At 64.0% G+C, this 13175-nt stretch carries 13 protein-coding genes; 2 read left to right on the top strand and 11 right to left on the bottom strand.

Translation table 11 applies throughout. The annotated features are described in order from the left end of the window. Positions 1–18: 18 nt before the first annotated feature. From ACFQX9_RS10025 to ACFQX9_RS10005, 5 genes are all read right to left on the bottom strand, one after another. Entirely contained in the window at positions 19–300 is a 282-nt protein-coding gene (locus tag ACFQX9_RS10025) for a DUF3551 domain-containing protein (protein ID WP_018453298.1), read from the bottom strand. Positions 301–437: 137 nt separating this feature from the next. Next, complete coding sequence (gene htpG, locus ACFQX9_RS10020; RefSeq protein ID WP_204512451.1) at positions 438–2315, bottom strand: molecular chaperone HtpG; 1878 nt, start codon at positions 2313–2315, stop codon at positions 438–440. 122 nt (positions 2316–2437) lie between these two features. After that, the gene (locus tag ACFQX9_RS10015; protein WP_018453296.1) at positions 2438–2851 is read right to left on the bottom strand and encodes a hypothetical protein; all 414 of its coding nucleotides are present in this window, start codon (positions 2849–2851) and stop codon (positions 2438–2440) included. Between the two features lie 262 nt (positions 2852–3113). Next, positions 3114–3713, bottom strand: coding sequence for a nuclear transport factor 2 family protein (locus tag ACFQX9_RS10010; RefSeq protein WP_026232506.1), 600 nt, complete (start codon positions 3711–3713; stop codon positions 3114–3116). 162 nt (positions 3714–3875) lie between these two features. Further along, on the bottom strand, positions 3876–4682 hold the full coding sequence (locus ACFQX9_RS10005) for a response regulator (RefSeq protein ID WP_007597237.1): 807 nt from the start codon (positions 4680–4682) through the stop codon (positions 3876–3878). A 221-nt stretch (positions 4683–4903) separates the two neighbouring features. On the opposite strand from ACFQX9_RS10005, the gene ACFQX9_RS10000 reads away from it, so the two are divergent. Together ACFQX9_RS10000 and ACFQX9_RS09995 are read left to right on the top strand one after the other, a co-directional pair. Further along, positions 4904–5134, top strand: coding sequence for a NepR family anti-sigma factor (locus tag ACFQX9_RS10000; RefSeq protein WP_026232505.1), 231 nt, complete (start codon positions 4904–4906; stop codon positions 5132–5134). Continuing rightward, entirely contained in the window at positions 5134–5682 is a 549-nt protein-coding gene (locus ACFQX9_RS09995) for a sigma-70 family RNA polymerase sigma factor (RefSeq protein ID WP_007597240.1), read from the top strand. Before ACFQX9_RS10000 ends, ACFQX9_RS09995 begins: the two co-directional genes overlap by 1 nt. A 105-nt stretch (positions 5683–5787) precedes the next feature. Here ACFQX9_RS09995 and ACFQX9_RS09990 read toward each other — a convergent pair whose 3' ends face one another. The 6 genes from ACFQX9_RS09990 to ACFQX9_RS09965 form a co-directional block, all read right to left on the bottom strand. Next, entirely contained in the window at positions 5788–6486 is a 699-nt protein-coding gene (locus ACFQX9_RS09990; RefSeq protein ID WP_085350714.1) for a nitroreductase, read from the bottom strand. A gap of 134 nt (positions 6487–6620) precedes the next feature. Beyond that, positions 6621–7865, bottom strand: coding sequence for an acyl-CoA dehydrogenase (locus tag ACFQX9_RS09985; RefSeq protein WP_377788119.1), 1245 nt, complete (start codon positions 7863–7865; stop codon positions 6621–6623). Positions 7866–8001: 136 nt separating this feature from the next. After that, complete coding sequence (locus ACFQX9_RS09980) at positions 8002–9249, bottom strand: acyl-CoA dehydrogenase (RefSeq protein ID WP_018453290.1); 1248 nt, start codon at positions 9247–9249, stop codon at positions 8002–8004. Between the two features lie 15 nt (positions 9250–9264). Further along, entirely contained in the window at positions 9265–10392 is a 1128-nt protein-coding gene (locus tag ACFQX9_RS09975; RefSeq protein WP_085350716.1) for an acyl-CoA dehydrogenase family protein, read from the bottom strand. 27 nt (positions 10393–10419) lie between these two features. Then, entirely contained in the window at positions 10420–12291 is a 1872-nt protein-coding gene (locus ACFQX9_RS09970) for an AMP-binding protein (RefSeq protein ID WP_377788114.1), read from the bottom strand. Between the two features lie 43 nt (positions 12292–12334). Further along, entirely contained in the window at positions 12335–13141 is an 807-nt protein-coding gene (locus tag ACFQX9_RS09965; protein ID WP_026232504.1) for an enoyl-CoA hydratase/isomerase family protein, read from the bottom strand. Between the last annotated feature and the right edge of the window lie 34 nt (positions 13142–13175).

Here is a 13175-nt window from a genome sequence, read left to right as displayed (position 1 = left end):
GAAGGCCGTTGCGGACCGCTAGTGCACGTTCTTGTGGCGCCGGCGCGGCGGCGGCGGGGGTTGGTCGAACGCATAGTAGGGATTGACGTCGCAGCTTGCCGAGCGGCCCGAGGCCGTGGCGCGGCACTGCGGCAGCGAGGTGAAGGAGCAATCGAAATAATCGCCACCGCCCCCGCCAAAACTACCGGGCGTATAGACGTGCATGCACACCGGGTAACGCGGATCGTAGGTCTGGGCGCTGGCATCTGCCGCCACGAACAGCGTGGCAATTGCGGTCAGGGTCAGGATCGGCAAACGCATGGAGAAATCCTCGAATCTGTCATGTCGGCCATGTCGGCGGCCCGGATACCGGCTACCTCGTATGGCATAACACCATGGCAGAGGCGACCGTTCCTGCGCGCAGTTGACGGCAAGGTGAGTGCGGTGCACTGCGCCCGCTACGCGCCGAGCCCTTGCAACACCAGCCGGTTCAACCTTGCCGCAAACGCCGCAGGGTCCTCCGGCAGCTCGCCGTCCAGGATCTGCGCCTGTTCGAGCAGGAGCAGGCTGAGATCGTCAACCGTCTTGGAGCCGGCCTGAGCCTTCGTGATCGCCGTCACCAGCGGATGGCGCAGGTTGATCTCAAGGATCGGCTTGGTGCGCATGCCACGGTTCTGCTGAGACAGGATGCGCTCGAGCTCGCGGCTCGGGCCCTGGCTGTCGGCGACGAGGCAGGACGCGGAGCTGGTAAGACGCGTCGAGGCCTTGACGTCGCTGACGCGCTCGCCGAGCGCGGCCTTGATCACCGCGATGGTGGCGGCCTCGTCGGCGGGCGGCTCGTCCTTTTTCGCCTCGTCGGCTTCGTCGACGCGCGGGATCAGGTCGAGATTGAGATCGCCCTGGCTCAGCGACTTCAGCGGCTTGCCGTCAAACTCCGAGGGCATCGAGGTCCAGAAGGCGTCGACGGGATCGGACAGCAGCAGAACTTCGATGCCGCGCGCAGTCGCCGCCTCGAGCCGGGGGTTCGACTTCAGCCGGTCGATGCTGTCGCCGACGAGATAATAGATCTCGGTCTGGTTCGGCTTGAAACCGGCGACGACGTCCTTGAGCGAGCGCTTCTCGCCCGAGGTCGTGGTGAAACGCGACAGCGCGAGCAGCTTTTCTCGGCGTTCGAAATCCTCGTAGATACCTTCCTTCAGCACCGCGCCGAAGGCCTCCCAGATCTTCGCGAAGTTCTCCGGATCCTTCTCCGCCAGGCTTTCGAGCTCGGACAGCACGCGGGTCGCCACGGCCTTGCGGATCTGCGCGAGCTGCGGATTGTTCTGAAGCATCTCGCGGGAAATGTTGAGCGGGAGATCCTCGCTGTCGACGACGCCGCGGATGAAGCGGAGATAGCCCGGCAGCAGATCGGCATCGTCAGTGATGAACACGCGGCGGACATAGAGCTTGACGCGCCCCTTGCGGTTCGGTTCGAACAGGTCGAACGGCTTCGTCGAGGGCGCGAACAGCAGCACGGCGTAGGAGTAACGTCCCTCCGCGCGATAGTGCAGCGTCATCGCGGGATCGTCGAAGGCGGAGGCGATCTGCTGATAGGACTTCTTGTAGTCTTCCGGCGTGAGCTCGGATTTCGAGCGCTGCCACAGCGCGCTCGCAGAATTGATCTGACGCGGTTCGCCCCCTTCAGGCACGAGCTCGATGGGGAAGAGGATGTTGTCGGAATAAGCGCCGACGATACGTTCGATCTCGTAAGCTTCGAGATATTTCTTCGCATCGTCCTTGAGATGCAGGACGATCTCGGTGCCGCGCTGCACGCGGCCCGCATCCTCCTCGCTGGCACGCGCGATCTCGAAGCCCGAGCCGCCCGAGGACGTCCAGGTCCAGACGTCGCTCTCGCCGGCGCGGCGGCTCACCACGACGATCTTGTCGGCTACCATGAAGGCGGAATAGAAGCCGACGCCGAACTGGCCGATCAGGCCGAGACCATCCTTGGCCTCCTTGAGCTTCGACACGAAGGCCTTGGTGCCCGAGCGGGCGATGGTGCCGAGGTGGTCGATCAGCTCCTGCCGCTCCATGCCAATGCCATTGTCGGCGATCGCAAGCGTTCCGGCCGTCTTGTTCGGAATGATCCGGATCTTGAGCGCGTCGCCTTCGCCCAGCAGCGCCGGATTCGCGATGGCCTCATAGCGCAGCTTGTCGCAGGCGTCAGAGGCATTGGAGACGAGCTCGCGCAGGAAGATATCGGTCTCGGAATAGACGGAATGCACCATCAGGTGCAGAAGCTCGGAAACCTCGGCCTGGAAGGGCTGCGTATGCACAGCCGTGTCTGACGTCGTCATGCGTTTACCCGGTCAATCCAAAGAGGAAGAAACCCGGGATATAACGCGAGGGGGCAGGGGATCAAGTAGACGTCAGCAATCGCCCTCCGGGCGGAGGGCGACTTGTCCGTGGCCAAAGCCGATCAAGTCACACAGCGGCCGGGTTGGAGCAGCTTTGCGACCTCGGTCAGGGAGCTGACCATCGGCTCGCAGGCGATCGTCGGCTTTTTGCGGCTCTGCTTCTGGTCCGGGAGCAACACCGGCGGCTTGGCGTTGCCGGTCTCGATCACCGCGGGGACCCGCAGCAGCACCGACGTGTCGGCCAGATCGTTCAGCCGCATCGACACGGTGCGGGTCGGAACCTCAGCCTGCTTGATGTCGGCCAGCCGGTCCGCTTTGCTGGAGCGATTGACGTTATGGCCCGGCTTGTCAGCGACCGCCTGCCAGCGGTCGGCCGGATCATGGCCGGAGGCCAGCTGCACGGCGCCGACCTGGACGGCGCCAAGCGTCGCGGCGATCGCGACGGCGCCTAAAAATACCTTTTGAATCTGTGACATGGCTGTCGGTCCCTCGCCCCATGGCGATCGCGGGAACAACGCGAGGAGAGGACCCAGAGTTCTCAGGCGTTAAGATCACTTAACCGTGTGCGAAAAGGCAGGGTGCGAAAAGGATGGCCCCACGAAAAATTTTGCAACCCCCTGGAACGACTTTCAGGGACGGGAGTCGTATCAACAGCCGGCTATTCCCCCCTGCCCCATAAGCCGGCGACGTAGGGCGCGACTGTGGTGATGCCAGTCGCGCCTTACTTTTGTCTGGCGTTCAGTTCGCCTTCCCCGCAAGCCACTCCCGCCCCTCCGCATAGAGCTTCTCAACCTCGGGCCCGGTGAGGCCTGGCATGTCGCGCTTGACCTTGTAGCCGATCAGCTCCTGCATGTAGGCGAGGTGGCGGTAGCCTTCGGGCAGCGCGGCAAGGGCTTTCTGGTCGAGCTGAAGCGTCGCGGAGGGATCAACCGGGTCGATCCGGTCCTTCTCGTAGATCGGCTGGCGGCGGACGATGCCCCATTTTCCCTGCCGCTTCTCCAGGAAATCGTAGAAGCGCCCGGTGCAGACGACGTCGCAGGGCACGTCGTGCACCGGTGCGCGCTGCGAGATGGTCATCTTGGTCTGCGCGATGGCGCGCGCCCCCTCGAGATCGATGCTGCAGCCACCGAGGAAATGCAGGATGCGCACGCCCTTGGCGAACCCCTCCTGGCTGACCCGCATGAAATCCCGCGCCGGCCCCTGAAACCAGGTGGCGGACATCCAGCCTTCCTCGTGCCAGACGGTGGCAAAACGCTCCCAATCGCCGGCATCGCGCCACACCGCCCAGTTCTCGACGAGGTCGCGGATGGCGAGGCGATCGAGGAGTTGCTGGTCCATGAACACGTCTCCGATGGCACCGCGGCTGCAACGGCCGCTGCGCGAGGTATGAGCGGCGAATTCGATGGCCGTCAAGCGTGACAACCGGATCAACAAAAATCCGGCGCACCTTGCGGCACGCCGGATCGGATTTCGTCAAAATGCCGGGCGCTGGCGCCTTCGTTACGCCGCCGGTACCTTCGGCGCGCGGTTGCGGGAGTTGCGCTGGAAGAACAGCGCCTGGCTCGCCACCGCCGACACCATCGCCGGCTGGAACGGTTTCGAGATCAGGAAGGCCGGCTCCGGTCGCTCGCCGGTGAGGAAGCGCTCGGGGTATGCGGTGATGAACACCACCGGCACTTCGAAGGTGCGGAGCAGCTCGTTGACGGCGTCGAGGCCCGACGAGCCGTCGGCGAGCTGGATGTCGGCGAGGATCAGGCCCGGTCGCTTGTTCTTTGCCAGCGCGACCGCATCGGCGTGGGTGCGGGCGACGCCGACGACATTGTGGCCGAGGTTCTTCACCAGGCTCTCGAGATCCATGGCGATGAAGGTCTCATCCTCGATGATCAGCACGTCAGTGGCGATCTCGGCTGCCATCTCACGCCCTGCGGCATCCGCAAGCCGGCGCGTCTCACCGACGTCGGTGCCGAGAATGTAGCCGACCTCTTCTTCCGAAAATCCCTCGAGCGAGAGCAGCAGGAAGGCTTGCCGCGGCAAGGGCGTGATGTTGGACAGCCGCCGCTCCGGCGGCATCGGCAGGTTCGTCACCTCGGAATCGTCGTTGACGGAAACGGAATTCCAGATTTGGGTGAACAGCCGGAACAGGCCGGCGCGCGGCCCGTGGCTCTCGTCGAGCACCGACGGATCTCCCAGCATGGCTTCCAACATGGCTGCGACATAGGCGTCACCGGAGGACTGGCTGCCCGTCAGGGCGCGTGCGTACCGGCGCAACAACGGCAAGTGTTCAGCAACGAGCTGTGAACGGGACATCCCCACTCCATATCATCTTCGGGCCGACCTTGACGTGCAGGCGTTAGGCGGGGGGCCCGGGTTCCCCTGCTGGGCTGATTACGCCTCAGACCAAGAAAAGTTCCGCATGGGGGCGGAACTTTTTCTCGCAGCTCGCATTGAGCCTATCCAGGGAACGGCTCCCGGTTGAGAGAACTTCTCGATTTTACAGCTACTTAACTCGGGGAAACGTGGAACAGGTCATGAAAGATCTCAAGTCTCAAGCCAGCAAAAGCACGACCCCCGGCAAGGGAGGGCTCACTCCGGAGATCCAGTCCCGGATCGGGCACCAGCTGCGCGCCATGTACGACGACGTGGTGCGGCAGGGGGTTCCGGACCGGTTCGCGGAACTGATCAAGAAACTTGATGCGCCGGGAGCGACCCCCCAAGTGGAAAATGGTGGCGGCTCTAACGACAACAATGGGAGGGATTGATGCCTCTCACGGATTCCCTGCGTAACGACATCCTGGCGGCCGTGCCCAGTCTGCGCGCGTTTGCCATCTCGCTCAGCGGCAATGCGGATCGCGCCGACGATCTGGTCCAGGAGACGCTGTTGCGGGCGCTCGCCAACATCGACTCGTTCCAGCCCGGCTCCAATCTGCCGGCATGGCTGTTCACGATCCTGCGCAACCTGTTCCGCTCCGACTATCGCAAGCGGCGGCGGGAAGTCGAGGATGCCGAAGGCAATTATGCCAAGACGCTGAAGACGCAGCCCTCGCAGAACGCCCATCTTGAGTTCGAGGAATTCCGCACGGCGCTCGACAAGCTTCCGCAGGACCAGCGTGAAGCGCTGATCCTCGTCGGCGCCTCCGGCTTCTCCTATGAGGACGCGGCTTCGATCTGCGGCTGCGCAGTCGGCACGATCAAGAGCCGCGTCAACCGTGCGCGCTCCAAGCTCGCGGCGCTGCTCTATGTCGACGGCGCCGAGGATTTCGGGCCCGACGAGACCATTCGCGCCGTGATCGGCGGCAGCGGCGGCTGACGGCCGGCGTCAATCGAACTGAGACCGCGATGAAGGCGGCCGCATCCGCGGCCGTCTTTTCGCGCGAACGGGATCACGTCCAATACGGAGCGTGCATCGCCTCGATCACTCGTCCACGAAGGTCACGGTCTCGGCCAGGCTCGCACGCGACGTCCGGTAGCTGTTGACCTTGTGGGCATTGTCGGCATAGCCGAACGAGATACCGCAAACGATGCGGCGATCATCAGGCAAATTGAAATGGCGGCGGATCAGGCCGGAGTGGCGCGCGAGCGCCGCCTGCGGAATTGTGCCGAGCCCGAGCGCCTGCGCGGCCAGCATGAAGTTCGAGACATAGGCGCCGCAATCGATCGCACCGTAGATGCCGAGCGGCTCGTCGGTATGGATGATGGCCACATGCGGCGCGCCGAAGAAATTGTAGTTCTCCAGCGCCTGCTTGGCATAGGCCATCTTGTCTCCGCGCGCGATGCCGAGCGTGTTGTAGAGCTGAAAACCGCTCTCGCGGCGGCGTTCGAGATAAGCGCCGAGATATTCGCGCGGCGGCGTGAAATCATAGTCGTCCCCGAGCCCGCCCGAAGCCTCCTTGTAGATCAGCTTGCGGAAACGCTCCTTGGCCTCGCCGCTGGCGATGACGACCTGCCAGGGCTGGCTGTTGCACCAGGACGCCGTGCGCTGGGCGGTGGTCAGCACGTGCTCGATCGTCGCGCGATCGACTTCCTTGGCCAGGAAGGCGCGCACCGAGTAGCGCTCGTTGAGCAGCTCTTCGAGCACGCCGATGCGGTTGTTATGATTGACTGCAGCGTCCATTGCTTAAGCTCGCTTTCGTGCCCCGGACGCGACGCAGCACGAAGTGATGCGGCGCTGAGGCGGGGCCCATTGTGGCCTGTCTATTATGGCTCCTGGGTCCCGGCTCGCGCTTCGCGCGTCCGGGACACGAGATGTCAACGCCCCTTGGTCGGAATCTTGTTGTACGGCACGTCCTTGTCCACGCGGATGTCGCCCGGCAATCCCAGCACGCGCTCGGCGATGATGTTGCGCAAGATCTCGTCGGTGCCGCCCGCGATGCGCATCGAAGGCGAGGACAGCAGCATCTGCTGGAACTGGCCCTGCACGGTCTCCTCGTCCGTGCCGGTGAGAACGCCGGCCGCGCCCTGGAGGTCCATGGCATAGGTCGCGATGTCCTGTAGCATCATGCCGGAGACGAGCTTGCCGATCGAATTTTCCGGTCCCGGCCGCTCGCCCTTGGACAGCGCCGAGATCGCGCGGTAGCTGGTGTATTTCAGCCCGCTCGACTTCACCGCCCAGCTCGCGAGTTTTGAGCGCACGGCGGGATCGTCGATGGCGAGGCCATCCTCCAGCATCAGGTTGGAGCAGAACTCGAACATCTCCGGGACGCCGGTCGCAAGCCGCGAGCCGATCGACATGCGCTCGTTCATCAGCGTGGTCAGCGACACGCTCCAGCCCTCGCCGATGGCGCCAAGACGCTGGCTGTCGGGAATGACGACGTCGGTGAAATAGACCTCGTTGAACTCCTGCATGCCGTTGGCCTGCTTGATCGGGCGCACCTCGACGCCGGGGCTCTTCATGTCCAGGAAGAACATGGTGAGACCTTTGTGCTTGGGCACATTGGGATCGGTGCGCGCGATCAAAAGTCCGTAGTCGGAATAGTGCGCACCCGAGGTCCAGATCTTCTGGCCGTTGACGACCCAATTGTCGCCCTTCTTCTCCGCGCGCGTGCGCAAGCCCGCGACGTCAGAGCCCGCTGATGGCTCGGAGAACAGCTGGCACCAGATCTCCTCGCCCGCGGCCAGCTTCGGCAAATGGCGCCGCTTGGCCTCCTCGCTGCCAAAAGCCATCACGGTTGGCCCGCACATGCCCTCGCCGATCTGGAACGGCTGCGTCAGCTTGCCATAGACGCCTTCCTCCTGCTGCCAGATCACGCGCTCGATCGGCGTCGCACCGCGGCCGCCATATTCCTTGGGCCAATGCAGGCAGGCCCAATTGCCTTCGGCCTTCTTCTTCTGACAGGCCTTGCCGACATCGACGATGTCGTGGTTGGCCAGCCGGATGCGGCCGAGCGAGGATTTTGACAGCTCAGCCAAAAACTCCTTCGGCGCGTTGGCCTCGACCCATTTGCGCGCGGTCTCGCGGAAGGCGGCTTCCTGCGGGGTGTCGTCGAAATTCATGGCGGACCTCTTCGTTCTTGCTCTGTCTTAGTCCCTCATGGTGAGTGGCGCGCAGCGCCGTCTCGACCCACGAGGCCCCAGTTGGGCCTGCATCCTTCGAGACGCCGCGCTCCGCGGCTCCTCAGGATGAGGATCATCAGCCTCTTCCCTTCGTCAGGATCCTGTTGAACGGCACGTCCTTGTCGACACGGATGTCGCCGGGCAGGCCCAGCACCCGCTCGGCGATGATGTTGCGCATGATCTCGTCAGTGCCGCCTTCGACACGGGTTCCCGGCGCGCGCAGCAGCATCGCCTGGAAGCGGCCGGCGAGTTCGGAATCTTCGGCACCGCTGATCACACCGGCAGCGCCTTGCAGATCCAGCGCATAGGTCGCGACATCCTGGATCATGGAGCCCGCGACCAGCTTGCCAATGGAGTTCTCCGGTCCCGGACGCTCGCCCTTCGACAGCGCCGAGATCGCGCGCATGCTGGTGTATTTCAGTCCGCTCGCTTTCGCCGCCCAGCTCGCCAGCTTCGCGCGCACCGCGCGGTCCTCGATTGCCGGGCCATCGTCCAGCATCAGGCTGGAGCAATATTCGAACAGCTCGGGGAAGCCGGTCGAGACGGCCGCGCCGATCGCGCTGCGCTCGTTCATCAGCGTGGTCAGCGAGACGTTCCAGCCGTCACCGACCTCGCCGAGGCGCTGGTGATCGGGAATGCGGACGTTGGTGAAATAGACTTCGTTGAAGTCGGAAGCGCCGCTCGCCTGCTTGATCGGCCGCACCTCGACGCCAGGGCTCTTCATGTCCAGGAAGAACATGGTAAGGCCCTTGTGCTTGGGCACGGTCGGATCGGTGCGGGTGAGCAGAATGCCGTAATCGGAATAGTGCGCGCCCGACGTCCAGATCTTCTGGCCGTTGATCACCCAGTCATCGCCATCCTTCTCGGCGCGCGTGCGTAGGCCCGCAACGTCGGAGCCGCCGGCGGGCTCGGAGAACAGCTGGCACCAGACCTTTTCGCCGGAGGCGAGTGGCGGCAAATAGGCGCGCTTATGCTCCTCGCGCGCGAACGCCATCATGGTCGGCCCGCACATGCCGTGGCCGATGATGAACATGCGGGATAGCTGGCCGAACGGCCCTTCTTCCTGCTGCCAGATCACACGTTCGATCGGCGACGAACCGCGGCCACCATACTCCTTCGGCCAATGCAGGCAGGCCCAGCCGGCATCTGCCTTCTTCTTCTGCCAGGCCTTTGCCACTTCCAGAATGTTGGCGTTCTTCAATTGCGTGCGGCCGAGCGAGGACTTGCGAAGCTCCTCCTCGTACTGCTTGGGCGCATTTGCCGCGATCCAGGCGCGAGCCGTGGCGCGAAATTCGGCTTCTTGCAGAGTGTCGTCGAAGTTCATGACGTTGCCTTTCGCCTACGCCGCGTTCTTCTTGCGCATGCGGTCGATCAACTGGTCTTCCCAATAGGACAGGCTGCCGAGCCCGAGCGCCATCGCGTTGGCGCGGCGGTAGTACATGTGGCAGTCGAACTCCCAGGTGAAACCCATGCCGCCGTGAACCTGGATGTTGTTCTTGGCGCAGTGCTGGAACGCCTGCGTCGCGCTGATGCGGGCCGCGGCGGCGGCTTCCGGCAGCTCCGCGGCGTTGGTCGAGAGCGCCCAGGCGCCGTAATAGCTGTTGGAACGCGCCAGCGTCGCCGACACGTACATGTCCGCCAGCATGTGCTTGACGGCCTGGAACGAGCCGATCTGTCGCCCGAAGGCGATGCGGTCGAGCGCGTAGTCGCGGCCCATCTCCAGCGCGCGGTCGGAGCCGCCCACCTGCTCGAATGCGCAGAGCACCGCGGCGCGATCGAGCACTTGAGTCAAGATGCTCCAGCCTTCGCCGGCCGCGCCCAGCGGCTCGGCCTTGCAATCCCTGAAAGTGATCTCGGCCTGTCCGCGGGTCGGATCGAGATTGGTCAGGCTTTTCACCTCGACTCCGCCGGCCCTGAGATCGACAATGAACAAGGAGATGTCGCCGTCGCGCCCGCTCGATCCCGTGCGTGCCGCGACCACCGCGAAGTCCGCGATCGCGCCATCGGCGACCGGCTTCTTGACACCGTTGAGCATGCCATTCGCAGCCGTCAGCTTGATGGTCTTCGGTGACGGATTGCCTTTTCCCTCGAACAGCGCCAGCGTTCCGATCGCCTCGCCCGAGGCAATCGCCGGCAACCATTTCTTCTTCTGCGCGTCACTGCCGGCGATCAGCAGCGCCTCGGCAGCCAGATAGACGGTGGAGGAAAACGGCACCGGCGCGTTCGCCCGGCCCATTTCTTCGGCGATCACGCAAAGTTCGAGATGACCGGCGCCCGCGCCGCCGAATTCCTCCGGGATTGCGACACCGAGAAAACCCATCTCGGCGAGGCCTTTCCACAGGTCCTTGTCGTACGGCGCCTTGCCGTCGAGAACTGCGCGCACCGCCTTCGGTGGGCACTTCTCGGTGAGGAATTTGCGCGCCTGGTCGCGGAGCTGCTTCTGGTCGTCGGAGAAATCGAAGTTCATGGCGCGTACCCGTGTTGATGATGTCGATTACTTGAGAATGATGACGTCCCGATCAGGATTCTCCGCATAAAGGCGCTCCACCAGCCCGGCGCGGCGCTCCAGGCCGGCGCGCTGGTTGATGTAACCCTTGTCGGTGAGCTCGTTACCGTCGATCGATGGCGGTTCCGCCATCAGCATGGCGCGCGCGATGATACGGCTGCTGGCGCCTTCGCACTCCTTGTTGTGAGCCTCCAGCCCGCGCCTGAAGCAAGCGATCACCTCGGGATGCTTCACTGCATCCTCGAAGCTGAGATCGGGATTGCCGACGAGCTGGCGGCAGGCATGCAGGTTCGGCCACGCCAGCAGGCCGATGAAGGCACGATCCTGCCCCGCGACCAGCGCGTCATGCACGACGGGCGTCGCGGCGGCGATCGCATCCGTACGGAGCGAACCGACATGGACGAAGGTGCCGGTGGTCAGCTTGAAATCCTCGACGACGCGCCCGGCAAAGATGATGCCCTTCACCGGATCGGTGTCGTCGACGAAGATTCCGGCGTCGCCGATGCAATAAAAGCCTTCCTCGTCGAACATCTTCTTCGTCAGGTCAGGCTGGCCGAAATAGCCCGGCGTGACGTTGACGCCGCGCAGACGCAGCTCGTATTTCGAGCCGCAGGGCACCATCTTCAACTCGACGCCGGGGAACGGCAGGCCGATCAGGCCGACGCGTTCGGTGTCCCAATAGGTACCGGTCGATGTCGGCGCGGTCTCGGTCGAGCCCCACCCGGTGTAGAACACGATGCGCTCACCGGTGGTCTTCACGGCGAGGGCCTGCATGCGGTCGTAGAGATCATCCGGCAGTCGGGCGCCGCCATAAGCCATGATCGAGAGGTTCTTGAAGAAGGATCGGCACAGCGCGTCGTCCTTTTCCATGGCGGCGGCGAGCGCGGCATAGCCCGCCGGGACGTTGGCGTAATAGGTCGGCGAGATCTCGCGCAGATTGCGCAGCGTCTCATCGAACTGGCCCGGCATCGGCCGGCCGTCATCGATATAGAGCGTGCCGCCATCGACCAGGATCGGATGGAACGCCGCATTGCCGCCCATGGTGTGGTTCCAGGGCATCCAGTCCAGCATGGTCGAGATCGGACCGCCGGGATCGCGCGGCCGTACCTGCATCATCATCGCCGCATTGGCGCACATCATCGCTTGCGTGTTGATGACGGCCTTGGGCATGCCGGTCGAACCTGACGTGAACAGCAGTTTGCCAACGGTCTCAGGCGTGATCTTCGCGATCGACGCTTCGACATCGGCGGTCACGGCTGTCGCCGCGAGCTCGGCGAAGCTGACGCTCTCGATACCCTCGCAGGGCCGCGAGACGTGAACGACGGTGACGCCGGTGAGATCGAGCGCTTTCAGCGCCTTCTCGAAGGTTGGGCCGTCCTGCACCATCACCACGCCGGGCTTGATGAGGTCGAACAGGTATTTCAGCTTGACGTGATCATGGCTCATCAATGAGTAGGCCGGCGAGACCGGCGCGGCAGGGACGCGCGCCTGCATCGCGGCCTGCGTCATCAACGCGTGCTCGATCGAATTGCCGGAGAGGATCGCGACCGGGCGGCCATCGAGCGCGAGATTGAGCAGGCCTTGCGTCAGCGCATCCACGGTGCGCTTGGCTTCGCCATAGGACAATTTGCGCCATTCGCGGTTCGGGCCACCGCGCTGGGCAAGCCAGATCCGCTCTGGCGCTTCCTTCGCCCATTTTGCCAGCGAAGCCGGAATATGCTTCTCGTAGGTCTGCAGCGGGATGCGCGACTTCAGCACCACCGTGCCGTCGTCGCGGCGCTCGACGTCGATGTCGCGCGCAAGCCACTTGACCTTGCGAAAGGCGGGTTTTGTCATCACCGCCGCCGCGCTTCCACTCATAGTGCGTCTCCCGGAATTTCTCGTCCTTTACGGATCTTCATTGTCAGCGCCTGATATAGACAGGCTTTCGCTTCTCAAGGAAGGCCCTGATGCCTTCCGAAAATTCCTCGGAGCGGCTGCACAGGACCTGGTTGCGATCCTCCATCGCGATTACGGCTTCCAGCGATCCGGCATCGACGCTCATGTTGAGACATTCTTTGGACAGGCGTAGGCCCACGGGCGAGGCCGTGATCATCGCGTCGACATAGGGTTCGGCGGCCTCATCGAGCTTGTCCTCGTCGACGACCTCGGAGACCAGCCCGACCGCGAGCGCCCGCTCGGCGCCGATGAAGCGTCCCGTGAGGATCAGCTCCGATGCCACGGTGACACCGACAAGGCGCGGCAGGAAATAACTGGTGCCAATGTCGCAGCCGCCAAGGCCGAGCTTGATGAAGGCGCAGTTCATCCGCGCCGATCTCGTCGCAATGCGGATGTCGGAGGCGAGCGCCAGCGCAAAGCCGCCGCCGGCCGCCGCGCCCTGTACCAGCGCTAGGATCGGCTGCGGACAGCGCCGCATCAGCATCACGATGTCGGCGATGCGCCGCTGCGAATCCAGCGACTCGGTGACATCAGGCGGCTCCTGCTGGCCGGCACGGCGCGCCATCGCCGCCTTGAGGTCGAGGCCCGCACAGAAATTCTTGCCGGCGCCCTTCAACACCACGACGCGCGTGTCGCGGTTGCGCTGAAGGCCTTGGAAGTAGACGTTGAGCGCGTCGATCAACGCAGGATCGAGCGCGTTGAGGTGTTCAGGACGATTGAGCGTCACGGTGTCGACGCCGTCATTGTGCTCGATCAGCAGCGGTTGGGACATGCGCGACTTCCTTCATCCGCAACGATGGTGCCGA

The sequence above is a fragment of the Bradyrhizobium sp. GCM10028915 genome (assembly GCF_042666195.1).
Classification (GTDB): Bacteria; Pseudomonadota; Alphaproteobacteria; order Rhizobiales; family Xanthobacteraceae; genus Bradyrhizobium; species Bradyrhizobium canariense_D.
This window is presented reverse-complemented; position numbering and strand designations above follow the sequence as displayed.

Bases quoted from the DNA above. Each gene is read 5' to 3' on its own strand.
- ACFQX9_RS10025 (WP_018453298.1), bottom strand. From the start codon at position 300: ATGCGTTTGCCGATCCTGACCCTGACCGCAATTGCCACGCTGTTCGTG.
- htpG (WP_204512451.1), bottom strand. From the start codon at position 2,315: ATGACGACGTCAGACACGGCTGTGCATACGCAGCCCTTCCAGGCCGAG.
- ACFQX9_RS10015 (WP_018453296.1), bottom strand. From the start codon at position 2,851: ATGTCACAGATTCAAAAGGTATTTTTAGGCGCCGTCGCGATCGCCGCG.
- ACFQX9_RS10010 (WP_026232506.1), bottom strand. From the start codon at position 3,713: ATGGACCAGCAACTCCTCGATCGCCTCGCCATCCGCGACCTCGTCGAG.
- ACFQX9_RS10005 (WP_007597237.1), bottom strand. From the start codon at position 4,682: ATGTCCCGTTCACAGCTCGTTGCTGAACACTTGCCGTTGTTGCGCCGG.
- ACFQX9_RS10000 (WP_026232505.1), top strand. From the start codon at position 4,904: ATGAAAGATCTCAAGTCTCAAGCCAGCAAAAGCACGACCCCCGGCAAG.
- ACFQX9_RS09995 (WP_007597240.1), top strand. From the start codon at position 5,134: ATGCCTCTCACGGATTCCCTGCGTAACGACATCCTGGCGGCCGTGCCC.
- ACFQX9_RS09990 (WP_085350714.1), bottom strand. From the start codon at position 6,486: ATGGACGCTGCAGTCAATCATAACAACCGCATCGGCGTGCTCGAAGAG.
- ACFQX9_RS09985 (WP_377788119.1), bottom strand. From the start codon at position 7,865: ATGAATTTCGACGACACCCCGCAGGAAGCCGCCTTCCGCGAGACCGCG.
- ACFQX9_RS09980 (WP_018453290.1), bottom strand. From the start codon at position 9,249: ATGAACTTCGACGACACTCTGCAAGAAGCCGAATTTCGCGCCACGGCT.
- ACFQX9_RS09975 (WP_085350716.1), bottom strand. From the start codon at position 10,392: ATGAACTTCGATTTCTCCGACGACCAGAAGCAGCTCCGCGACCAGGCG.
- ACFQX9_RS09970 (WP_377788114.1), bottom strand. From the start codon at position 12,291: ATGAGTGGAAGCGCGGCGGCGGTGATGACAAAACCCGCCTTTCGCAAG.
- ACFQX9_RS09965 (WP_026232504.1), bottom strand. From the start codon at position 13,141: ATGTCCCAACCGCTGCTGATCGAGCACAATGACGGCGTCGACACCGTG.